23 protein-coding genes and 2 pseudogenes are annotated in these 21,749 nt (G+C 35.4%); 10 read left to right on the top strand and 15 right to left on the bottom strand.

Annotation, left to right across the window (positions count from 1 at the left end):
* Positions 1-93: 93 nt before the first annotated feature.
* Positions 94-753: an oxidoreductase gene (locus AZF08_RS20315; protein WP_033673605.1), complete on the bottom strand. Its 660-nt coding sequence runs from the start codon at positions 751-753 to the stop codon at positions 94-96.
* Positions 754-873: 120 nt separating this feature from the next.
* Entirely contained in the window at positions 874-1,026 is a 153-nt protein-coding gene (locus AZF08_RS30865) for a hypothetical protein (protein ID WP_167332915.1), read from the bottom strand.
* Between the two features lie 267 nt (positions 1,027-1,293).
* Here AZF08_RS30865 and AZF08_RS20320 point away from each other — a divergent pair, with 267 nt between their 5' ends.
* From AZF08_RS20320 to AZF08_RS20330, 3 genes and pseudogenes are all read left to right on the top strand, one after another.
* Positions 1,294-2,244 carry a metal ABC transporter substrate-binding protein gene (locus AZF08_RS20320; RefSeq protein ID WP_033673604.1) on the top strand — a complete coding sequence of 317 codons (951 nt, stop codon included), beginning with the start codon at positions 1,294-1,296 and terminating at the stop codon, positions 2,242-2,244.
* Positions 2,245-2,437: 193 nt separating this feature from the next.
* A complete protein-coding gene (locus tag AZF08_RS20325; RefSeq protein ID WP_033673603.1) occupies positions 2,438-2,908 on the top strand; it encodes a GNAT family N-acetyltransferase in 471 nt (156 codons plus the stop codon).
* A 203-nt stretch (positions 2,909-3,111) separates the two neighbouring features.
* Positions 3,112-3,342, top strand: a pseudogene (locus AZF08_RS20330) (alpha/beta hydrolase); the annotation flags it as partial.
* Positions 3,343-3,374: 32 nt separating this feature from the next.
* On the opposite strand, the gene AZF08_RS20335 reads toward AZF08_RS20330, so the two are convergent.
* Positions 3,375-4,325 (bottom strand): CobW family GTP-binding protein, encoded by a 951-nt coding sequence (locus tag AZF08_RS20335; RefSeq protein ID WP_033673601.1) that lies wholly within the window; start codon positions 4,323-4,325, stop codon positions 3,375-3,377.
* Positions 4,326-4,495: 170 nt separating this feature from the next.
* Between AZF08_RS20335 and AZF08_RS20340 the strand changes: the two genes are divergently transcribed.
* Positions 4,496-5,398, top strand: a complete 903-nt coding sequence (locus tag AZF08_RS20340) for an aldo/keto reductase (protein ID WP_033673600.1) — start codon at positions 4,496-4,498, stop codon at positions 5,396-5,398.
* Positions 5,399-5,622: 224 nt separating this feature from the next.
* Here the strand turns inward: AZF08_RS20340 and AZF08_RS20345 are convergent, their stop codons facing one another.
* Together AZF08_RS20345 and AZF08_RS20350 are read right to left on the bottom strand one after the other, a co-directional pair.
* Entirely contained in the window at positions 5,623-6,207 is a 585-nt protein-coding gene (locus AZF08_RS20345; RefSeq protein WP_033673599.1) for a GNAT family N-acetyltransferase, read from the bottom strand.
* Positions 6,208-6,357: 150 nt separating this feature from the next.
* On the bottom strand, positions 6,358-7,830 hold the full coding sequence (locus AZF08_RS20350) for a flavin monoamine oxidase family protein (protein WP_033673598.1): 1,473 nt from the start codon (positions 7,828-7,830) through the stop codon (positions 6,358-6,360).
* A gap of 186 nt (positions 7,831-8,016) precedes the next feature.
* Between AZF08_RS20350 and AZF08_RS20355 the strand changes: the two genes are divergently transcribed.
* Together AZF08_RS20355 and AZF08_RS20360 are read left to right on the top strand one after the other, a co-directional pair.
* Positions 8,017-8,208, top strand: a complete 192-nt coding sequence (locus AZF08_RS20355) for a DUF3896 family protein (RefSeq protein WP_033673597.1) — start codon at positions 8,017-8,019, stop codon at positions 8,206-8,208.
* 104 nt (positions 8,209-8,312) lie between these two features.
* Positions 8,313-9,317, top strand: coding sequence for an LLM class flavin-dependent oxidoreductase (locus tag AZF08_RS20360; RefSeq protein ID WP_033673596.1), 1,005 nt, complete (start codon positions 8,313-8,315; stop codon positions 9,315-9,317).
* Between the two features lie 229 nt (positions 9,318-9,546).
* Here AZF08_RS20360 and AZF08_RS20365 read toward each other — a convergent pair whose 3' ends face one another.
* From AZF08_RS20365 to AZF08_RS20380, 4 genes and pseudogenes are all read right to left on the bottom strand, one after another.
* The gene (locus tag AZF08_RS20365; protein WP_082793729.1) at positions 9,547-10,713 is read right to left on the bottom strand and encodes an NTTRR-F1 domain; all 1,167 of its coding nucleotides are present in this window, start codon (positions 10,711-10,713) and stop codon (positions 9,547-9,549) included.
* A 447-nt stretch (positions 10,714-11,160) separates the two neighbouring features.
* Positions 11,161-12,105, bottom strand: a pseudogene (locus tag AZF08_RS20370) (alpha/beta hydrolase).
* A gap of 303 nt (positions 12,106-12,408) precedes the next feature.
* A complete protein-coding gene (locus tag AZF08_RS20375) occupies positions 12,409-12,864 on the bottom strand; it encodes a DUF3939 domain-containing protein (protein WP_033674826.1) in 456 nt (151 codons plus the stop codon).
* A 94-nt stretch (positions 12,865-12,958) separates the two neighbouring features.
* A complete protein-coding gene (locus AZF08_RS20380) occupies positions 12,959-13,402 on the bottom strand; it encodes a Dps family protein (protein ID WP_033674825.1) in 444 nt (147 codons plus the stop codon).
* 241 nt (positions 13,403-13,643) lie between these two features.
* On the opposite strand from AZF08_RS20380, the gene AZF08_RS20385 reads away from it, so the two are divergent.
* Entirely contained in the window at positions 13,644-14,684 is a 1,041-nt protein-coding gene (locus tag AZF08_RS20385; RefSeq protein WP_033674824.1) for a YkvI family membrane protein, read from the top strand.
* A gap of 32 nt (positions 14,685-14,716) precedes the next feature.
* On the opposite strand, the gene AZF08_RS20390 is transcribed toward AZF08_RS20385, so the two are convergent.
* The 3 genes from AZF08_RS20390 to rsgA all read right to left on the bottom strand — a co-directional run bounded on the left by AZF08_RS20390 (position 14,717) and on the right by rsgA (position 16,773).
* Positions 14,717-15,085, bottom strand: coding sequence for a DUF3979 family protein (locus tag AZF08_RS20390; protein ID WP_033674823.1), 369 nt, complete (start codon positions 15,083-15,085; stop codon positions 14,717-14,719).
* Positions 15,086-15,255: 170 nt separating this feature from the next.
* Positions 15,256-15,570 carry a hypothetical protein gene (locus AZF08_RS20395; RefSeq protein ID WP_033674822.1) on the bottom strand — a complete coding sequence of 105 codons (315 nt, stop codon included), beginning with the start codon at positions 15,568-15,570 and terminating at the stop codon, positions 15,256-15,258.
* A gap of 153 nt (positions 15,571-15,723) precedes the next feature.
* On the bottom strand, positions 15,724-16,773 hold the full coding sequence (gene rsgA / locus AZF08_RS20400; RefSeq protein ID WP_033674821.1) for a ribosome small subunit-dependent GTPase A: 1,050 nt from the start codon (positions 16,771-16,773) through the stop codon (positions 15,724-15,726).
* A gap of 512 nt (positions 16,774-17,285) precedes the next feature.
* Here rsgA and AZF08_RS20405 point away from each other — a divergent pair.
* Both AZF08_RS20405 and AZF08_RS20410 read left to right on the top strand, forming a co-directional pair.
* A complete protein-coding gene (locus tag AZF08_RS20405; RefSeq protein ID WP_033674820.1) occupies positions 17,286-17,633 on the top strand; it encodes a DUF4257 domain-containing protein in 348 nt (115 codons plus the stop codon).
* A gap of 84 nt (positions 17,634-17,717) precedes the next feature.
* Positions 17,718-17,942, top strand: coding sequence for a hypothetical protein (locus tag AZF08_RS20410; protein ID WP_033674819.1), 225 nt, complete (start codon positions 17,718-17,720; stop codon positions 17,940-17,942).
* A gap of 60 nt (positions 17,943-18,002) precedes the next feature.
* Here the strand turns inward: AZF08_RS20410 and AZF08_RS20415 are convergent, their stop codons facing one another.
* Together AZF08_RS20415 and AZF08_RS20420 are read right to left on the bottom strand one after the other, a co-directional pair.
* Positions 18,003-19,187 carry an MFS transporter gene (locus AZF08_RS20415; protein WP_033674818.1) on the bottom strand — a complete coding sequence of 395 codons (1,185 nt, stop codon included), beginning with the start codon at positions 19,185-19,187 and terminating at the stop codon, positions 18,003-18,005.
* 50 nt (positions 19,188-19,237) lie between these two features.
* The gene (locus AZF08_RS20420) at positions 19,238-20,173 is read right to left on the bottom strand and encodes an aldo/keto reductase (protein ID WP_033674817.1); all 936 of its coding nucleotides are present in this window, start codon (positions 20,171-20,173) and stop codon (positions 19,238-19,240) included.
* Between the two features lie 107 nt (positions 20,174-20,280).
* Between AZF08_RS20420 and AZF08_RS20425 the strand changes: the two genes are divergently transcribed.
* Positions 20,281-20,589 carry an ArsR/SmtB family transcription factor gene (locus AZF08_RS20425; RefSeq protein WP_033674816.1) on the top strand — a complete coding sequence of 103 codons (309 nt, stop codon included), beginning with the start codon at positions 20,281-20,283 and terminating at the stop codon, positions 20,587-20,589.
* A gap of 40 nt (positions 20,590-20,629) precedes the next feature.
* Here AZF08_RS20425 and AZF08_RS20430 read toward each other — a convergent pair whose 3' ends face one another.
* Positions 20,630-21,580, bottom strand: a complete 951-nt coding sequence (locus AZF08_RS20430) for a S8 family peptidase (protein WP_033674815.1) — start codon at positions 21,578-21,580, stop codon at positions 20,630-20,632.
* Positions 21,581-21,749: the final 169 nt, after the last annotated feature.

Below are 21,749 nucleotides of genomic sequence, written 5' to 3' on the forward strand. Positions count from 1 at the left end.
CTTTACTTTCGCCGAATTTTGAGGTGAGGGGATAATCGCCCTCGAATAGTGGGATAAAACAAAAACGAGAAGGCATCTTCCTTCTCGTTTTTGTTATTTCATCGCTGCAATCTCTGTTGAATTGTAAATATGAACACCAGACTCTTCACGAAGTGCCGCTAAATACATTCCTTTTGCAACTTGTTCAGCTGTAATCGGTTTATACTTTTTAAAAGTACCGTTAAATACGAATGGTAAAACTCCAGATATCTTTTCTGCCATTCTCTCTCCAAAACGAAATTCTTCTCGATCTCCTAACAATAAAGACGGTCTAAATATATGGATTCCACCAATGACTAACTTTTGAAGCTCTTCCTCCATTCTTCCTTTTACTTGTGAATAGAAGAAAAGAGATTTTGAATTTGCCCCCATAGAAGAGATAACAAGGAAATTTTGTACGCCTTGTTTTTCTGCCAAGCAGGCTGCTCGTACCGTATATTCATAATCTACTTTTTTAAAATTTGCTTTCGTTTTTGCTTTCTTAATTGTTGTTCCTAAACAACTAAACACATCATCCACAGCAAAAAATTCTTTATACTCTTCTAATATCGAAAAATCTACTTGTTTTTGTTGTAATTTCTCATGCTCCCATTGCAGCGGTTTCCTTACAAAAACCATAACCGAATCATAGTAATCTGAGTCAAGTAATAGCTGCGTCACTTCTTGTCCAACTAAACCACTTGCACCGAGTACTAACGCTGTTCGTTTGTTCATGTATTTTTATACCTCTTTATCTACTTTTATCCCGTCTGAACGGGCAGTGTGACTCCCACTTGTGAGAGTTTCCTTTATCTTATCATAAGCAAAGCACTATGCGTGATGCAAGTGCTTTGCTTACTCTTCTTTCTTTTCTTTTTCTGTTGGTAATTTTGTTATCATTGTAGAATCACCTAGATTACTGATTAATGTCTTTAGAAAAATTAAAACACATGTTAATGGTAAAACTATCGCTAATACTAAAAGGATTGCTTCCATTAAGTAATCCAATCTCTCATCCCCTTTTTATACCCTCTACCCCAATATATGAAAGCAATGTTGTCACATATGCAACAATCATAAAAATTAACACCGTTCTTTTTGACAAATTTATAACAAAAACAAATCGGAATGATTATTATTTATTGCAACTTCCGTAAAGATATATTATACTAAGTTCGCGAACTAAAACGTAATTATTCCGTTTTGCAAAAAAAGATACTTTCTTCTTAATTTGGAGAGAATAGACTTGGAAAAGATAGAAAAGAGGAGAATTATATGAATAAAAAGTTAACCGCATTTTCATTTTTACTTATTTTTACACTTATTTTCGCTGGATGTACTAACAAAAAAGATGGATCCGCAAAAAAAGATGGAAAACTTACTGTGTACACAACAATTTTCCCACTTGCTGATTTTGCTAAAAAAATTGGTGGCGACTATGTAAATGTAGAAGCGATTTATCCACCTGGCGCTGACTCTCATACATATGAGCCAAGTCAAAAACAAACAGTGCAAGTTGCGAAAGCTGACTTATTTGTGTATAACGGAGCAGAATTAGAGCCATTTGCTGAGAAAATGGAAAAAGCATTAAAAAAAGAGAATGTAAAAATTGTAAATGCATCTAAAGGCATTGAACTTCGCGCTTCATCGGAAGAAGAACATCATGATCATGAAGAAGGTCATAAAGAGGATGAACACCATCATGATAAAGACCCACACGTATGGTTAGATCCTACACTTGCAATGAAACAAGCTGAAAAAATCAAAAATGCACTTGTATCATTACAACCAGATCACAAAAAAGAATTCGAGAAAAACTTTGCAGCATTGCAAACAAAGTTTACTGATTTAGACGATCAATTTAAATCTGTTGTTGCAAGCCCAAAAACGAAAGAAATTTTAGTTTCTCATGCTGCATATGGATATTGGGAACAACGCTATGGTTTAAAACAAATCCCTGTTGCTGGCATCTCAGCTTCTGATGAACCATCACAAAAAGAACTTGCTAACATTACAAAAACAGCAAAGGATCATGACTTAAAATATATTTTATTTGAAACATTCTCTACTCCAAAAGTAGCCGAAGTGATTCAAAAAGAAACAGGAACAAAAATTTTACGCTTAAACCACCTTGCTACTATTTCTGAAGATGATGCGAAGAAAAATAAAGATTACTTTACATTGATGGAAGAAAACGTGAATGCTTTAAAAGAAGCAACTAACTAAACTTAGATTTTTTTCAGGCAGCTGAAACATATTCAGCTGTCTTTTTTATCCCAATTAGTAAGTGAGGTTCATTCGTGCACCTCACTAATTATAGTTTCACTTTATGGACTGCAACTTGACTTAAACGAAATAACAAGTAAAATTATCCATGTTAGCTTTAAAGTTATATCATTTCAGAAAGTGAGTTGGAACTATGAATCTTCACATTTGTGAAGTAACAGCAACTAATTGGCGTTCAGTCGCTGCTTTAGACGTAGCAAAGGAACAGCAACAGTTCATTGAAAGCAATGCATTTTCTTTAGCAGAGTCACTCTATGAAGAAAACGGAACGTCAGTAGGCTTATATGATGAAGAGAAACTTGTCGGATACGCAATGTATGGTTGGTATTCAGCAAAAGATGACAGCGTATGGCTAGACCGTTTTATGATTGATCACCATTTTCAAGGAAACGGCTATGCAAAACGTTTTCTCCATCTACTAATCCAGTACTTACAACAAAAATTTCAATGTAAAAAGATTTATTTAAGTCTTCATCCAGAAAACAAACTAGCAATGAAACTATATGAATCGTTTGGTTTTCATTTAACTGGTGATATTGACGATGATGGTCCAGTTGTAGGTGTAGTTATGAAATTACTTATAGATAAAAGTGTAAGCCTGTGAAAACGAGCTTTTTTTTAGTTGATATCTTTTCTACTTGCCTTTGTTAATTAGTAGAATATTTTCAATCTGTACTTTCTTCCCCTTATATTTTGCATTCTCACAATCTAGCATTACTTCAACAAAACGAGTATGAATAAATACTTTTCATAACTATATACTCCCAAAGAATAAAAACAATCTCCTAGCGGAAATATATGTAAGCATATGAAAAACTTGATTTGACAAAGTTCTATCAATTAAACATTCCAAAAAGTTATTTCTATTTATCGGAAGATACGGCGGTTCTACAAGGTGAACAATATGGCTGGCATCCTCATATGTCAAGTCGTCTTGGACTCTTTCGTTTGGTCACTACACAAGGCGATCATATGACTATGTTTCACGTTAAACCAGCAATTGTCGCTAAGAAATTAGTGGAAGCTGGAAGAGATTGATGACAAACAATAAGCCTGCTGAGTTAGCAGGCTTATTTCACACATTCTTGGAAATGTTCTTGGAACCATTCTTTATTAATATCTTTCCCAATGAAAACTACTTCACTTACGCGTTCTTCTTCCTCTTGCCACTCTCTATCATAAGAAGCCGCAAACAATGTATGAACACCTTGGAAAACAATACGGCGATCTACTCCATCAATTGATAAAATTCCTTTATAGCGATATAAGTGCTCTCCTAATTCTTGAACAACAGCTGACATCCATTCGTTTAACTTCTGCAAATCTAACGGACGCTCTTCGCGTAATACAAACGATTTCACACCTTCTAAATGATGATGCTCTTTATGTGGATAAATTTCTAATGTATCACGCGTTTTAAATGTTTGAATTTCTAGCAAGGCTGGAATATCCACTTCACAATTTGTTGTTGGTATTAATTTTGCAGTTGGATTAATACCTTGTAATTCGATAAGAAGATTTTCCTTTTCTGCTCCTTCAATTATATCTAGTTTATTTACTAAAATCATATCAGCAAAAGCAATTTGTTCTTTCGCTTCTAACCCTTTTTTAAAGTGTTTATGTATATGATAGCTATCTACGACTGTTACTACTCCATTAATTTGGTACGCCGACTGAATAACCGGATCTAAAAAGAACGTTTGAATAATCGGGCCTGGATTTGCAAGACCTGTAGTTTCAATTACTAAACCATCAAAATCCATTTTCCCTTCTGCTTTCACATCAAGTAACTGTTTTAACGCAACAAGTAAATCCTCGCGCACTGTGCAACATAAACAGCCATTCGTCATTTCCATAATTTCTTCTTCTACATTCATAATCAATTGATTATCGATACCAATTTGTCCTATCTCATTTACAATAACCGCTAATTTCTTACCGTGCTCTTCCGATAAAATGCGATTTAATAATGTTGTTTTCCCCGATCCAAGAAAACCAGTTAAAATTGTTACTGGAATCATTTCGTACATCTCCTTATAGCTATATCTTCGTACATTATACCATACAGAAAAAGTCGTTTTTTATAACAAAGACATATTTATTGTATGTACCTCTTGATAACTATATAATAGTACCGAACAAGAAAGCCCTTTCAAAAACTTCATCATTCATCAAGGAGGTCTATACTCATATGGAACGAGTTCAAATGGCTAATAACCTAGAATTTTCTCGTATCATTCAGGGATTTTGGCGTTTAGCAGAATGGAATATGTCAAAGGAAGAATTACTTTCTTTTATCGAAAATTGTATGGATATGGGAATTACAACTTTTGATCACGCTGATATTTACGGAGGATATACGTGTGAAGCATTATTTGGGGAAGCATTACAATTTAAACCTTCTTTACGTGATAACATGCAAATTGTCACAAAGTGTGGAATCGCTCCCCCATCTCCAAAATTTCCAGAACGATATGTCGCTCATTATAATACTAGTGCTGAGCATATTGTAAAGAGCGCAGAACAATCACTAAAAAACTTACATACTGATTATATCGATGTGCTACTCATCCATCGTCCCGATCCATTTATAGATCCGACTGAAGTAGCAGAAGCCTTCACACGTTTAAAGCAAGATGGAAAAGTACGTCATTTTGGTGTATCGAACTTTTTAACGCCTCAGTTCAATATGCTAAGCTCTTATTTAAATTTCCCACTTATTACAAATCAAATTGAAGTATCAGCAATGCAGCTTGAGCATTTTGAAAAAGGTACGATTGACCTATGCCAAGAAAAGCGAATTGCACCTATGATTTGGTCTCCTCTTGCTGGCGGAGAAATTTTCACAGATAAGAGCGAACGCTCGATACGGTTACGTGAAACATTACAAAAAATCGCTAATGATCTAGGTGTTGACGGCATTGATACCGTAATGTATGCATGGTTACTTGCACATCCAGCAAAAATGATGCCAATCGTTGGTTCTGGTAAGCTTGATCGCGTGAAGACAGCTATCGAAGCTACAAAACTTACATTAGATCGTCAGCAGTGGTTTACCACCTTCGAAAGTTATAATGGACACCCTGTACCGTGATGTATGAGTAAATCATAATAGATATCGAATCCAGGCCTCCTTTTCATGTTATAATCCCCATAAAAAGGAGGTTGTCTTTTGAATAAATCAACTAAAGATTACAACATCTAAAATAAAAGATTTTTACTATAAATCAAATCCTAAATTTGACGAGCAAATAGAAATTCTCTTTCACGATTCTCTTCCTTCTCAATACTATAGCGAAAAAAAGAAGAGCTAATATATTATAGCTCTTCTTTTTCATAACTACTTCTTGTCATAGCAAACACACATGTATCCCTTAACCCACTACCATCTACCGCCACATTATTACTTTCTAAAATACCTTCTAATTTAAAACCTAACTTTTCAGGTATAGCTCTACTTTTTACATTTCTTGAATCACAGCGAATCTCTATTCGATTTGCCTGTAACTCAGAAAAAGCATAGTCCATAATCCCTTGTGCTGCTTCTGTCATATAACCTTTTCCACCAAAACGCGAATCTATCCAATACCCAATTTCAAATCTTGGTATCTCCCAATTAATTCGATGCAATCCTGAAGAAGCAACAAACTCACCTGTTTCTTTTAAAAATACTAGTAACCTCAAATCTTCACGCTGTAAAAATTGAATATGAGCTCTTCTTATACTTGCTTCTATCTCTTCTTCTGTTTGCTCTTTTTGCGCGAAAGCCATCCAAGGCCTGAGTTCTTCTAGCGATGCATTGATAGCTTCATAAACTACTTTACCATCCCCTGGCTTTGGCATCCGAATAAGAAGTCTATCTGTGTAAAATTCAGAAGGAAAATCAAGTAATAATGGATTCATCCCAAACACCCCTATTGTTCTTTTATGTATAATAATATTCAATCCAGACTATATAGTAAATATTTTTTTCTGAATCTTAAAACATACAGATTTACTAGTACATATATACCACTCAAAATCATCACCTAACTTCCCCTATTACAAGCATCCTCATACAATGAGTTGATTCACTTCTACCGCTGTACGTATTCCCGACTCAATCGCTCCTTGTATCCAACCATGGTACAACGTTGTATGATCTCCTGCAAAATAAATTTTCCCCTCTGGTTTTACAATCGCAGACTGCAGTTCTGATTCTTGGCCTGCTTGAAAAATCGCAAAGCCCCCTAATGCATATGGATCTAGCGTCCAACTCTTTGCTACCCCTGACATAAATTCATCATATACTTGACCACCTAATATAGTCGCTAAGTTTTGTAATGTGTAATAAATACGATCACCTTTCGTTTGCCCATCCCAAAGTAACGCATCATACGACCATGTATAACTCCCTAACATAATAGCCGGCCCCTTAGACCCAATACCATGACTTGGATAATACGCATATCGAATTGGTAAATCTGTAATGATTCTCCCACCCATTTGCCCCTGCTCTTCCCAAAAACGACTTTTAAATTGAATTCCTATTTTAGTAGCTGCCATATAATGTAGTTCACGAATTGCTTTCCACTTTTCATGTGATACAGAATCAAATGGATCAATTTCAACAAAGCGCATTGTAGAAAAAGGAATTGTAACAATCACTACATCCCCCGTTATGCTACTATACTCAAATGTTTCCTCATTTCTACAAAAAGCAGTCACTTCTTTCTCATGTTGATGAAGCTTCATTAACTTTTGATTATAAACAATATCTTCTTGTAGCTGAGGTAAAAAAGCCTTTGGAAGCTGATCATTACCTCCTGTAATTTCACAAAAACCGCTTTCCTGCTGCAAAATATATATAAACCGTAAAGTTTCAACAAATGCTCTTTCCAAAAAACCTTCTAAATCTAAAAGTACCCCAATCATCTCTATTGTTACTGGTGAAAAGTATGTATTATACTGATACGGATGATGTTTTAAGAACTGCGCTGTTGAATACTTTCCAAAGTCTTTTTCAACAATCCCCCAGTTTTTCTCTGGATTTCTTTTAATAAAATCAATAATTGGCTGCACTGCTAACAATAATAATTCCTCTGACGTCTTTCCTTCTTCATTCATGGCTACTGGGTATCGTAATATACTAGGATTTTTCTCATATTGCCGCAATGTCGTTTTTCTACCATTCACATAAATAATGTCTGTATCATTTCGATTAATAAACGGATTCACCTGTAAACCAAACTTTTTTATATACGCCATTGTTAGTGTATGTATATACGGAATGCGCATTGCCCCAACATCTAAATATAAACCTGTATCTTGCATTCTAATCGTCTCAATTCTACCGCCCACCCGGCTATTCGCCTCTAAAATTTTCACATAATGTCCTGCATTTTTTAGTAGTGAAGCTGATACTAGACCAGCCATTCCAGCACCAATTACAATGATTTGTTTTGGATGTGTCGTCTTCGGTAATCCCTTATCAATAATCCTTAACATTTCATTAGTTGCACTATCAAATTGTATATCCTTTTGCACAATCCCACCCCTTACTTCACACATACAAATTAGTGGTTTAATGCATTTTATTCACAAGCGTAGTTAAACATAACACGATAAGATTATGAATATTCACTAAAAATACACAAGAAGCTGCTCTCAATCCCCTCACTTCCTCATATAATAAAGATGTAGATAGGAAATGTAAGGAGAGGATCGATAACCATGAAACGTACTTACGACTATCATGCAACTAAAAAACACTTGGAATTAAAAAAACAGCAATTATGTAAACAACTCACAAGTGTAAAATTAACAGAAGAAGAGCGGAATCAAATTAAAATGGAAATTGATAACTACGAGTATATTTTAAATTTAGTAGAAATGAACCATTACGAACGTGGATTTTCTCACTAAAAGCGGATGTGAAAGCATTCGCTTTTTTATTTGAGCATTTCTTTACGCATTTTTCGTAAGTAAATATATAATAGAATGTACATTAAGATTGTGAGGTATATTCTATGATAAAACTAAGTGTATTAGATCAATCACCTATTTCCGATGGCAGTACAGCAATTGAAGCTTTTTCCAATACAGTAACACTTGCTCAAGAAGTTGAAAAACTAAATTTCACTCGTTTTTGGGTATCTGAACATCATAACTCTGTTAGTTTAGCTGGATCCAGCCCAGAAGTGCTCATTTCTCATATTGCAGCAAAAACAAACCATATCCGTGTTGGCTCTGGTGGCGTTATGCTCCCTCACTACAGTTCATATAAGGTAGCTGAAAACTTTCGTGTATTAGAAGCACTTTATCCAAATCGAATCGATCTTGGAGTAGGCCGTGCACCAGGTGGTATGCCTATCGCAACGCGTGCACTTCAAGAGGGAAAAATGATTTCACTCGACCATTATCCAGAGCAAATACAAGATGTAGCAATGTACTTACATGACAAAACACCTGATAACCACCAATATGCAAAATTAAAAGCTTCACCTATCATCCCAACTACACCCGAAATGTGGATGCTTGGGTCTAGTGGAGAAAGTGCGATGGTTGCAGCGAAACAAGGAACGGCTTTTGCATTTGCACAATTCATTAATGGCTATGGTGGTCCTGAAGTTATGAAAGCGTATCAAGAACAATTTCAGCCGTCTTTCTTAGGAGATAAACCTAAATCAATTGTTTCTATTTTTGTCGTTTGCGGAGAAACAAATGAAGAAGCTGAAAGAATTGCATCTAGTCTAGATTTGTCGATTTTATTATTAGAACAAGGAAAACGTACAACTGGTACTCCTTCTATTGAAACAGCACAAAATTACGCTTATAGTGCCTATGACCTATTCCGCATTAAAGAAAATCGCCAACGTATGATTGTCGGTGATCAAACGCGCGTAAAAGAACAAATTTTAAAATTGAGTGAATCCTATAATGCTGAGGAATTTATGATTGTAACCATTACTCATCAATTTGAGGATAAATTAAAATCTTATCGTTTATTAGCAGACGCATTTGAATTACAATAACATGAACCTTTCGGAATTATCGATTTAGATGACTATTTCAAACTCGGTTACCCGAAACAAATTATTTCAAAAATTTTAAGACATGTATCGTATGGCGATCAATTTACTGAAATTAATACATAAAAAGTCATTCTGATTCATTATCAGAATGACTTTTTTGTTTTTACACATGAGATTGATATTTTCTAGTTAAAGAGCTAAATGTAGCTACAAGAAATATGTGTATTTTTTATAAGCCAGTTGGGCCGGTTGGGCCAGTTTCTCCCGTCGGACCTGTTKCTCCCGTTGGACCTGTCGCTCCCGTTGGACCGGTTTCTCCTGTTGGACCTGTCGCTCCCGTTGGGCCAGTTTCTCCTGTTGGGCCAGTTTCTCCCGTYGGRCCWGTTKCTCCCGTTGGGCCAGTTTCTCCTGTTGGACCTGTCGCTCCCGTTGGACCGGTTTCTCCCGTTGGRCCRGTTTCTCCYGTYGGACCGGTTTCTCCCGTTGGGCCARTTTCTCCCGTTGGGCCGGTTTCTCCTGTTGGACCTGTCGCTCCCGTTGGACCGGTTTCTCCCGTTGGGCCAGTTTCTCCCGTCGGACCTGTCGCTCCCGTTGGGCCAGTTTCTCCCGTTGGRCCGGTTTCTCCTGTTGGGCCAGTTTCTCCTGTTGGGCCAGTTTCTCCTGTCGGACCTGTTTCTCCCGTTGGGCCGGTTTCTCCTGTTGGGCCAGTTTCTCCCGTTGGGCCAGTTTCTCCTGTTGGGCCAGTTTCTCCCGTTGGGCCAGTTTCTCCTGTCGGGCCGGTTTCTCCCGTTGGGCCAGTTTCTCCCGTTGGGCCAGTTTCTCCCGTTGGGCCGGTTTCTCCCGTTGGGCCGGTTTCTCCTGTTGGACCTGTTCCTCCTGTCGGACCTGTTCCTCCTGTCGGACCGGTTGGGCCTGATTGTCCCGATGCTAACAACGCTATATCATCTACAACCACATTTGGACTTCCAATCTGACCAACCTTATAAATGGATACAAGTGCTTGAGTAGCAGTAGGTGGAGCTAAAGAGGTAGTTAGATACACTTCCAACCAATTATTTTGATTGCTATCTGGAAGACGATTGGGTAAAATCACAGTACTTAGACCATATCCTATAAAATTCGCCGGAATAACTGCTCCTGCATAATAAGCAATCGTAATCGAAATAAGAGGACTTACGGCGCCTCCAACTTTCGCAAGAGAAACTAAGAATTCAAAACTTTGATTTGAGGGTATAGGTACCTCTTGATTAATAACAGCATCTATAATTCCTCCAGAAAGATTTGCACTGAAAAAGCCAGAATGACTATGTGTAATATCAATCAAAGCATTCACAGTACTAAATGGAAAAAGTGTTCCGGTCTCGAATCCTCCATTAATGATGAGATTATTAGGCAAAAAATCACCTCCTTTCTTGATAAAGAATTTAATGATAATTTCATTTTATATTTGTATGAAATTAATAGAATTCACGATTGGACATTTATAACTAAACAATAATAAATGTGTTCTAATAACTTAAAAATAAATATTTTTCAATCAAAAAAACACATAAATCAAATGATTAACTTGTTATTCCCGTAGGATTTATAACCTCTCATACGTATAATATTTTATACTTCCCACCCTTAATTCCATATTGCTAATACTCCATTTTAATATATTGTGATCTAGACAAAACCTAAAAACTTCTTGCATAAATCCTTATATTTTTTCAATCTATTAGTATGTAAATGAAAAGGAAGCATATCAAAGTGATATACTTCCTTTTATTATTTATCCTAATTATTTTTGTAAACAAATATAATCTATAAATTATATCAAACCTTCTTTTATAGGCACTAATCAAGTGTTGGTAATGTATGCAATAGCACCTTTTAAAATATATTCAAAGCTCTCGGGATAATCATGATTCAAATTCTGTACAATTTTATATTCATGCTCTATTTTATTTTTTTCTAACAATGTTACAAACCTTTGCGTACATTCAAAGCAATCTTCATCTTGATCCCCGCATACAATATATCTCTTAATCCCTTTATCTTTTAATATATTCAACACCTCTCCCCATTCTTCAATTTCAGGAAGCCATGGTGCTACGAAAATAAATCCTTTCACTTCAATATTTTCGTGTAACATCGCATGTAGGGCTACCCTTGCTCCAGCAGAAAAACCACCGACAATTACATTCCCTAATTCACGATTATTACTTGCAATAATACTTTCATAATGTCCTTTTAACTCATTCGATCCCTTTTCTACATCATCCCATACATATCCTTCTGAAAATTGTATTTGAGAAGACTGCGGCAGTGCCAACAGATAACCTTGGGACACAACCGGTTGCCAATATGGTTCTGTTATCTTTATATTTTCTTGATCACCATGTATCGCAATTAATAACCTGTTATCAATATCCCTATTCCCTTGTATAATTTTCAAGTTAGCCTGTTCAGATGCCTTTGCTGCTTCTTCTCTTTCTTTACATAACTGAATCATCATATGAAATTCTTTATATTTATGAAAGGGCTTTAAATCTTCGTCTGTAATTAAATACTCATATCCATATCAAGACTCATTCTCTATAATTGCTTCTTTCATTATATGTAAAGCTTCTTGCTCAAGCCCAGATGCACTTGCCAATGCATATCTAAAATTATATATTTGAGCTTTATTACCAACTACCTTTTCAGCATTTTTTGTAATATAGGAATACGCTTCTAAACTACCCTTCTTTGCATAACATTCTAATGTCTCATTTAATAAACCAATATAAGTAATGTTACTCATTCATCATTACCTCCCGTAACCTTTTTATAAACTTCTCTATAACGCTTCCAGCCATCTTAAGGGTACGGTAAGTGAACACTGTTATATTTTGATTATCTGATTAACAGTGACTACCTCTATTCTTAGGATAACGTTCGCTAATTGATTTACAATTTCTCATCATACATCACTCCTTTCTAACTCTCTCTTAATCATTCAAACATCAATTGACAGAAAAATCAATAAAATAATCGAAATCTACTTTCGTTTCAAAATCCTTTACCAACAAAAAAAGACAACAATATATTATTGTTGTTTTTTATACTACACTATATTCTTCTTACTTTTATCTGGTTTACTTGAGACTAAATAATGCTTCTCTGAAATATACAAATTTCTTTTTAACACACGATCTAAATACGGTGCTAGTTTCAATCCGCATATGAGACGATTCTCATCATCTTCTACAATAGGAAACATTTCCTTTTCTGTTACATATTGATCCACGGCTCTTTGTACAAGATCAATTTCTTTTATAAGCTCCAAATTTCCTACTGTATGTTCAAATACCTCGAGCGTTTCCTTCGTTATAATGAACGTATTTGTAGGAAATGCTGGTAAATATGGCTTTAACAAATCATAATTTACTGTATAATCTTCATTGACTAATACTGTATAAACAATATTTGCATTTGTCTCCAGAAACTTAGCCATTGCTTGCTCTAATTCATCTTTCGTAATTGGCCTCTCCTCTTTTCCACTTTTGAAAAAGCGAAACATTGCATCGCCTCCTTTTTACTATATTATACCATAAAAAGAAAGCTGAAAAATCACAAAAAAGCCCATTGAAAGAAATTTAAATGGGCTTTTTATCTTATTTCAAGAACGCACTTAACATCCAAACATGCTGTTCTAGTGTTGTATGAATTGCTAGTAACATATCCGCTGAAGTTTCGTCTCCATCTTCATCAGCTACTTCCATTCCTTCTTTTAACTCTTGAATAATCGCTGAAAAATCATTTACTAATGTTTGCACCATTTCTTCAGCTGATTCTTTACTTGTTCCTTCATGTACAGTAGATATTTCTAAATACTCTTTCATTGTTGCTAGTGGTTTTCCTTCTAACGCCAAAATACGCTCTGCGATTTCATCGATATACGTTGCTGCTTCATTATAAAATTCTTCAAATTTTTCATGTAATGTAAAGAAGTGTGGGCCTGTCACATACCAGTGATAGTTATGGATTTTTACATATAACACATTCCAGTTTGCTACCTGCTTGTTTAATACTTCAACAACATTTGTTTTCGTACTCATTCCATCCACTCCTCTTATCATTTTAGAATTACTATCTTTTAATAATATATTTTCATTGTACCATACATTTCCTGCTCGTCCAAAACATTGGCTTATATGTAACAAAGTTTTAACAACTTTAATCTTTCCCTATTTTTAAGAAATCCATGTACTCTTTCTGTCACTTCCTATGTCTAATTGTCCAGGCTCATACATATGCATAATAGTAAGTCAAGCTCATCATAGTAGAAAGAGGGATTACATGGATAATCAGCAATGGCAGGTAGCAAGAAAAGTTGCTGCTACTTATATCGGAACTGTCGTCGGAGCTGGATTTGCAACAGGACGAGAGATTGTTGAATTCTTTACGATTCATGGACTATACGGAACAATTGGAATATGTGTAAGTGGGGTTTTCTTCATTTGGTTAGGTACGAAGATGATGTTGCTTTCTTCACAAATTGGTGCATTTTCCGCTCAGGAATTTAACAAATATTTGTTTGGTGATGTATTTGGAAATGTGATAAATACTTTACTACTACTCGTACTTTTTGGCGTGACGAGTGTTATGCTTTCAGGTGCTGGAGCTGTATTTGAAGAACAACTTCGCCTACCACGACAACTCGGTATTTTTATTACAGTCATTCTATGTATCATTATTGGTAGCCGTGGATTACAGGGTGTATTTGAAGTAAATACGCTTGTAGTACCAATTATGATGATTTTCATTATTGGACTTGCTATTATAACTTTTATTCATGGTACAACCCCCATCGTTAATACGATCCCTACAGAAAGTTGGGACATGAAATGGATTACAAGCCCCATTACATATGTCGCTTTAAACCTTTCTCTCGCACAGAGCGTTCTAGTACCGTTAGCAAGTGAGGTAAAGGATCGAAAAGCCATTCTATGGGGTGGGATTTTAGGAGGAACTGGGCTATGCTTTATTCTATTATGTAGTCATTTAGCCATTTTATCTGTTGACCAATTTTATCAATATAACATTCCGATGGCTGAAGTAGTAAGAAGATTTAATGCTACTTTCCATTTCTTCTTTGTCCTTATTATTTTTGGCGAAGTATTCACAACATTAGTCGGAAATGTATTCGGGATGACAAAACAAATGCAGTCTATCACGGGCTGGAAAAACAACAATATTATTTATTTTATTTTACTCATTAGTTATTGTTTTAGCTATATTGGCTACAGTGAACTTCTTCACATCTTGTACCCAATAATCGGATGGGTTAGTATCGTCCTTCTTCCGATCATCGCATATAAACAATTAGAAAAAAACTAATAAAAAGGCATCCGCTATGTACGGATGCTTTTTTACTCACAATCTTCACACACTTCCCAATACAGGCCCATTTCGACTGCAAGATATGGCTTTAATTGCAATCGAATCATCCGGCTTGGCATACGTTCTAAAACAAATTGAATACCTTCTTCATCTTCTTCTAACTCGGTTTTTAAAATTCCTATTCTTTGTATTGTTGTAATCGGCTGACCTTCTTTATATAAAGTAATACGCAACTCATCATATTCATTAAAAAGCAATTCTACATTCATCTGTTCTGCTGATATTCTATCAGCAATTGAATACTTACTATCTTGTTCTTGGATTATATATTTCCAGCCATTTTTCCCATCTTCAATTGGCATAACTTGGAATAATGACATTAAATCCTCATACAACATCAGATAACCCCTCTCTTACTAAAAACAATGAGTATTTTTCATACCCTTTCTCTATCATTATCAAACTTATTGTACCATAATCATTGCCCTTGCTGTATTCATCTGCCTCATATATTCTCACGCTTTTACACAAAGAAAACAGGAATGAAATGTTTCATTCCTGTTTGGGGTTAAAATACTTTACCTGTCGCTACTAAAGCTAGCACTGCTATCAAACTCGCGAATAATAATGATACGATGAAACTAAAGATTGGTAATGTCTTTTTTTCATTCTTTTTAAACAATAGTCTTAAACTAATAATAATGTTTAATGGTACAAATATAAAATAAAAATATTTAATAATTTGTAAAGCACCACTCGAACTATTTAAAAGTGTTTTAAATACAAACACTTCAACCAAAAAGATAAGAAAAAACGAAACACTTAACCAAAATGAAACATAACTAAGCCAAGAATGTCTTTTTGTTCCCCAATACACTCCCATACTCTTCTCCTTTATAAATAGTCTACTTTACAATAATTACACAATTGTACAACAAATCCCTCTATTTTTCGACTATAATTGACTATTTTTCACTTTCATCTATTATAATGAACCAAAAAAACAAAAGCTTTTTATTAGCTTTTGTTTTTTATTTCACTTTTTCCGATGTTGTTTCACAATCTTTTTCCACTTTCCTCGCTCAGCGCGAGCAAGGACTGGATCTTGTTTTCTCATGGCATATGCAATTTCTCTTTGCAACTTTTTATAATTGCGCAAGCGATTCGCTGCTAAAATACCATCATCAATAGCTTTACGAACTGCACAACCCGGTTCATTCTCATGCTCACAATCACGAAAACGACAATCTTTCGCAAATTCCTCAATGTCAGAAAACGTAGCATGAATCGCTTCGCTTCCTTCCCAAAGTTGAATTTCTCGCATTCCAGGAGTATCAATAACTAAACCGCCGCTCGGTAATTGAAACAACTCACGATGAGTCGTAGTGTGTCTTCCTTTACTATCTTCTTCACGAATACCACCTGTTTTTGCAACTTCACTCTCCATTAATGCATTTAACAAAGTTGATTTTCCTGCACCAGAAGAACCAACCAGAGCAATCGTTTTCCCAGAAGCTACAAACTGTTGCAATAATTCAATTCCTGTATGTTCAAGACTATCAACCGCAAAAATAGGAACACCAATAGCTACTGATTCCGTTTCCACTATTCTTTGCTCCACGTCTTCGCACAAGCCACTCTTAGTCAAAAGAATAACAGGCATCGCTCCACTTTCATAGGCTAATAATAAATACCGCTCGATTCTTCTCACATTAAAATCATGGTTGAGCGCATTTACTAAGAAAAGATAATCAACGTTTGCAGCCACAATCTGTTCAGCCGTTCTCTCACCAGCTGCTTGTCTTGAAAAAGAACTCCTTCTCGAAAAAACATGGTGAATAATCGCCTTGCTTTCTTCTCCTATTTTCTTTATATGCACCCAATCGCCTACTGCTGGATAATCCCCTTTGACCAGTGCTTCATGACGGAATTTCCCTGATAATTCTGCTACATATTCTCCATCATCACAAATAATACGATACATATGTTTATGTTCAAGTAAAATTCTTCCTACTTCATACTGTTCTAAAGATTGATCCTCAAAAAAAGAATCCCATCCGAATGATTCTAAAAGTCGTTGGTTCAAATCTATATCCTCCCTATTTTGAGCCCAGCGGAAGGATCGTGCGATTCTTTATAAAGTTCCGCCCTTTCCGTCCACCTTCGTATTCGCTTTAACATTCATATCAACCATCGCCATAATACATCACTCCGTTCTTATTTTAGTTAATCTCATTATATGTAATATTTTTTAGAAAAGCCACTTTATTTAACATAATTTTCAGTCATTTTATTTTTTATCATTTTAATTTGCCTACCGTCGCTATTTTCATCTTCTAGTACATGGAACCACAGCAGGTTTATAAATCCTCTACATCTCTTATTCGATACTCTATATTCATTTTATTTCCCCTTTTCTATATTTATGATAATCAAAGAACCACTCCTATAATAGACTAAAATGTATCCGAATTTTCTGTTATAATAAAAATGAACAGACGTTTAGTCAAACCAAATTTTCTCAATATGCTTATATAAAATTAAAAAAGGAATACGGCTGTAAAAAACGAATCTTATTCACTAAAAGGAGTGGATTTGATGGAGATGTATCAATGGCTAACCGCTGTTCTCGTTGGTGGCATTACCGGTTTCGTTTCCCATCTGATCAATAACCAAGGTAAGTTATTGCTTCCACGCCGTTTAAAAACTTTTTTTCATCTTGGTTTTTTTACTGACATATTAACTGGTAGTCTCGCTGCACTTCTTGGACTCGTTTTATTTGATGTAATAACAATAAAAGAGATTATCAAAGTGTCCATTGTCACTGCTATTTCAGGACAAACCTTCTTACTTCATCAGGCTCTCGGTGGTGAACAAGCAAAAAATACACAGATTGGGAAAGCAGATGAGAAGATTCAAGAAATTGACAAATTATTACGCCGTTAATCTATACTTGATTGACAAAATATTGTTATAATGAACAATAAACATTTCTGAATTGCGTCGTCTGTCAGAGAAAGGGTGTTTCGTATGACAAAAAAGAAAATAGAAGATTTCTTAACAGACTCCGAAAAAGAGGAACTGCTAGAAAACTATAAATGTTTACGAGAAGCCCGCACAAAACGAGAAGCCAATTACTTTGGTGAAACAGTAAATCACCTATTAGATAAAGCAAAAAAACGAATTATTAAAGAAGCCGGAATACACGATGAAAATGCTGCAACCATTCAATCTAAACGAAAAGCACTGTTTTGATCATTCAAAACAGTGCTTTTATTATATTTGTTTACATAATATTTTTATAGTAACTATTTTTTATGAAACTGCACTCTCCTTTTCTCCTATTTCTTGTGCCTGAATCCGTTCACTTTTTCTGAACACAAGTAACGAAATTATATATAGCACAGCTGTAAAATATCCGATTGATGCAAAACTATGAAATGCTGCAAATAATATCCCCGCTATCGCGGCTCCAATCGTTTGTCCGATATACATAGAAGAGTTTGCTAACGCTGCTCCTGTTCCTCTAGCTGCACTGGACATTTTTTGCAAATGACTCATCATTAACACAAATAGAATTCCTGTAATGAAAAATAAAACAAAGAAAAATAGCTCCACCAACAGAATTTGTTTCAAATACGGTAAAATAACATATAAACCTGCTATTACAATAATGCTACCGTAAAAAGCGTAAGTATACCCCAGTTTTTTCACAAGTTTAGGTCCAAAAATATTACCTGCCAAATTTCCTAATCCAAGTATGAGCATTGCAGTTCCTACTTCATTTACTTGCAATCCAAATTGAGTGGCTAGCCACACCCCAAAGAACGAAAATGCTGCAAAATTCCCAGTTTGGAAGAGAAAATATGCAAAATACGAAAGTGAGACCTTCGGATTTCTCAATAATTGCTGATATCGCTTTACAATAGATTGATTTTTTTCTTCTACTTGCAGTGGTTGTATTTCCGGCAATATAAAATAAATAAAAACTACAAGTACTGCTGAACAAATACCAATTGTATAGAATGGCATTGTATACTGTATCGTTGCTAAATACGCTCCAATAGGTAAACCAAGCACTTGCGCTAACGCCAACCCTGCCGTTGCAATCCCAATTGCTTTCACAATTTGATTTTTGGGCACAAGAAGTGGAATCGATGCCCACACTTGCGGAGATGCAAACGCCGCACTTATCCCTGCACAAAAACGAAATGTAAACATCCACCAAAAACTCGGTGCTAATCCGCATAAAAACGTACTAATTGCAAAAAAGATCATTCCCCCTATCATCACTCTCTTTCGATTTAATCCATCAGAAATAGGTCCAGCAATAAGTGCGAATATAGCATATCCCAATGCATACGCACTTACCATCCACCCCGAAATTTCTGTTGGAATATCATATATCGTTTGTAATGTTGGTAAAAGTGGTGAAATTAAAAAAGTGTCTGTACCAATCATAAACATCATAACAAAAAACAAAGTCATAACTTTGTTCATCTTCTCCATCTCCTTAAATGTTTAAAAAGGGGGTGTTCATCCCCCCTTTATTAATCCTCTAAAACAGATTGTACATATTCCAAATCCTTCTCATGTAACGAGACGTCTACTACTTTTACATTTTCTCTTACTTGCTCTGCACGTTTCCCGCCAGGAATTACCGTATCAATTCCTCTTTGACTTAAAAGCCAAGCTAACGCTATATTAGATAAGTTTGTATCTTTTTCCCTAGCAAAACCTTTTAATTTTTCAACTTTCATAAAATTCTTCTTATATGTATATTTTTCAAATAATGATACATCCTGGCGCCAATCTTTTTCATCTAACTCTAAATCTTCCGTATATTTACCACCTAAAATTCCAAAAGCAAGAGGGCCATATGGAATAAATGAAATCCCTTTTTCTATGCAATACGGTAACAGTTCTTTCTCTGCTGTACGATCTAACATGTTATACGGAGATTGCAGTACATCAATATCTCCAAACTGATTTGCCTCTTTTAACTGATCTAGATTTACATTGGATATTCCAATCGAACGAATTTTCCCTTCTTCTTTTAAACGAGCAAGTTCTCCAATTGAATCTATGTACATAGTCGTTGGATTCGTAAAATGTAAATAATATAGATCAATATAATCTGTCTGTAATCTTCGCAAGCTATTTTCTACTGCATTTCTTAAATAGCTTGGTTCATTGTTAATACAAGTAGATCCCTTTAATAACGGCTGTATTCCTCCTTTTGTAGCAAGCACAATATCTTGTCGTTTTCCTTTAATTGTCTCCCCAATTAATTCCTCGGATCTTCCGAAACCATATGTATCCGCTGTATCTATAAATGTAATTCCTTGTCCTATAGCTTCTTCAATCATTCTCATTCCTTCTTGTTCATTCACATTTGAAAATAAGTTATAACCCCCTACTGCATTTGTTCCTAAACCAATTTGAGAAACTTGTAACCCAGCCTTCTGTAACGTTATATACTTCAATTTTATTCCCCCTATATTTCTATTGTTCGAATATAATCGAACAATAGAAATATAGCACGTTATATGCTATAGTGCAAATGAAAGAACTTATAAAAGTAGGTGAAATCATGCGAACACTATACCATCCGAATCGAGAAGAAATTCAATTCTCCTCTGTTTTATATGCTCTCAGTGATCAAATCCGGTTACAGATTGTAAATATGTTAATAGAACAAAATGAACAATCATGTGGTGCTCTAAACATCCCCATCGCAAAATCAACTTTATCTCATCATTTTAAAGTTTTACGTGAATCAGGTGTTATGCATACCCGTATAGAAGGAACACAGCGGTTTGTTTCGATTCGAACAGAAGATTTAAATGCTAGATTCCCTGGATTATTAAATACTGTATTGCAGGCAACAGAACCATACTAAAAAACATCTCATTTTTAAATGAGATGTTTTTTAGTAATAACTATTCTTTTAACAAATCTATTAATCCATTTCCTTCTGATGTTCGCTCATATCCTAAAGGTACGGTACGTTTAATAAGCTGTGCATAAATTTCAGGCTCTGATAACTTTCTCCCATATTCTCTTTCACACTGTTTAATAAGAAGTGCTAGTGCACCCGCGATATGCGGCGTTGCCATAGATGTTCCACTTAACACTGCATACTTTCCTTCTGGATAAGTGGAGAGAATCTTTTCTCCTGGTGCTACTAAATCAATTTCTTGATTTGAATTACTAAAGCAAGCAAGCTTTCTGTCTAAATTAACAGCACCAACTTCAATTACTTCAGAATAAGCACCCGGGAAATCCAATTCTTCTGTTTCATCACTGCAATCTCCATTATTTCCGGCTGCACATACAACAAGTACTTCCTGCTTTACCGCATGTTGAATGACTTCATGAAGCTCTGGCACATCTTGCGGACCACCAAGTGACATGGAAATAATCCGTACCCGCTCTTGATTAGGTCCTCTCCAGCGTACTGCGTAGTCAATTGCCTCAATAATTTGTTGATAGTTCCCTGAACCATCTCCTGATAATACTTTTAATACTAATAATTTGGAAAGTGGAGCAACACCTAACACTCCAACACCATCCTCTGTAGCAGCAATTGTCCCTGCAACATGTGTACCATGACCATTATTATCAAGATATACTTTTGGATCACCTTCATAATCCTCAGTGAAATTTCTTCCGCCAATAATTCGATCTTTCAAATCAATATGATTTACATCACAGCCTGTATCTAAAACTGCAACGACAATATCTTTCCCTTTTGCACTCTTTTCCCACACCTGCGGAGCATGAATCAGTTGTACACCTGGAGGTATTTCATTTACTTGCTCTACTACTTCATTTACTGTAAACGGAATTAATTGAATACCTTTTTGTTTATTTACTGTACTACTGTTCATCGTAATCCCTCCCAATCATGTATTGTAAACACTCCAAACAAAAATGAATACACTTACATTAATAGGTTAAATTCGTTTTCTTCACCTTACTTTCCTGCTTTTTAGAGTTTTCTCAAATAAAAAACGTCTTTTTTCATCAGATGCTCTGACAAAAAAAGACGTATGTAAC

Source organism: Bacillus gaemokensis (assembly GCF_001590835.1).
GTDB classification, from domain to species: domain Bacteria; phylum Bacillota; class Bacilli; order Bacillales; family Bacillaceae_G; genus Bacillus_A; species Bacillus_A gaemokensis.

Coding starts and splice junctions, on each gene's coding strand:
- AZF08_RS20430 (WP_033674815.1), bottom strand. CDS start 21,580: ATGAACAGTAGTACAGTAAATAAACAAAAAGGTATTCAATTAATTCCG.
- AZF08_RS20355 (WP_033673597.1), top strand. CDS start 8,017: ATGAAACGTACTTACGACTATCATGCAACTAAAAAACACTTGGAATTA.
- AZF08_RS20375 (WP_033674826.1), bottom strand. CDS start 12,864: ATGTTTCGCTTTTTCAAAAGTGGAAAAGAGGAGAGGCCAATTACGAAA.
- AZF08_RS20415 (WP_033674818.1), bottom strand. CDS start 19,187: ATGAACAAAGTTATGACTTTGTTTTTTGTTATGATGTTTATGATTGGT.
- AZF08_RS20390 (WP_033674823.1), bottom strand. CDS start 15,085: ATGTTGTATGAGGATTTAATGTCATTATTCCAAGTTATGCCAATTGAA.
- AZF08_RS20320 (WP_033673604.1), top strand. CDS start 1,294: ATGAATAAAAAGTTAACCGCATTTTCATTTTTACTTATTTTTACACTT.
- AZF08_RS20315 (WP_033673605.1), bottom strand. CDS start 753: ATGAACAAACGAACAGCGTTAGTACTCGGTGCAAGTGGTTTAGTTGGA.
- AZF08_RS20335 (WP_033673601.1), bottom strand. CDS start 4,325: ATGATTCCAGTAACAATTTTAACTGGTTTTCTTGGATCGGGGAAAACA.
- AZF08_RS20385 (WP_033674824.1), top strand. CDS start 13,644: ATGGATAATCAGCAATGGCAGGTAGCAAGAAAAGTTGCTGCTACTTAT.
- AZF08_RS20325 (WP_033673603.1), top strand. CDS start 2,438: ATGAATCTTCACATTTGTGAAGTAACAGCAACTAATTGGCGTTCAGTC.
- AZF08_RS20395 (WP_033674822.1), bottom strand. CDS start 15,570: ATGGGAGTGTATTGGGGAACAAAAAGACATTCTTGGCTTAGTTATGTT.
- AZF08_RS20405 (WP_033674820.1), top strand. CDS start 17,286: ATGGAGATGTATCAATGGCTAACCGCTGTTCTCGTTGGTGGCATTACC.
- AZF08_RS20340 (WP_033673600.1), top strand. CDS start 4,496: ATGGAACGAGTTCAAATGGCTAATAACCTAGAATTTTCTCGTATCATT.
- AZF08_RS20345 (WP_033673599.1), bottom strand. CDS start 6,207: ATGAATCCATTATTACTTGATTTTCCTTCTGAATTTTACACAGATAGA.
- AZF08_RS20410 (WP_033674819.1), top strand. CDS start 17,718: ATGACAAAAAAGAAAATAGAAGATTTCTTAACAGACTCCGAAAAAGAG.
- AZF08_RS20425 (WP_033674816.1), top strand. CDS start 20,281: ATGCGAACACTATACCATCCGAATCGAGAAGAAATTCAATTCTCCTCT.
- AZF08_RS20380 (WP_033674825.1), bottom strand. CDS start 13,402: ATGAGTACGAAAACAAATGTTGTTGAAGTATTAAACAAGCAGGTAGCA.
- AZF08_RS20360 (WP_033673596.1), top strand. CDS start 8,313: ATGATAAAACTAAGTGTATTAGATCAATCACCTATTTCCGATGGCAGT.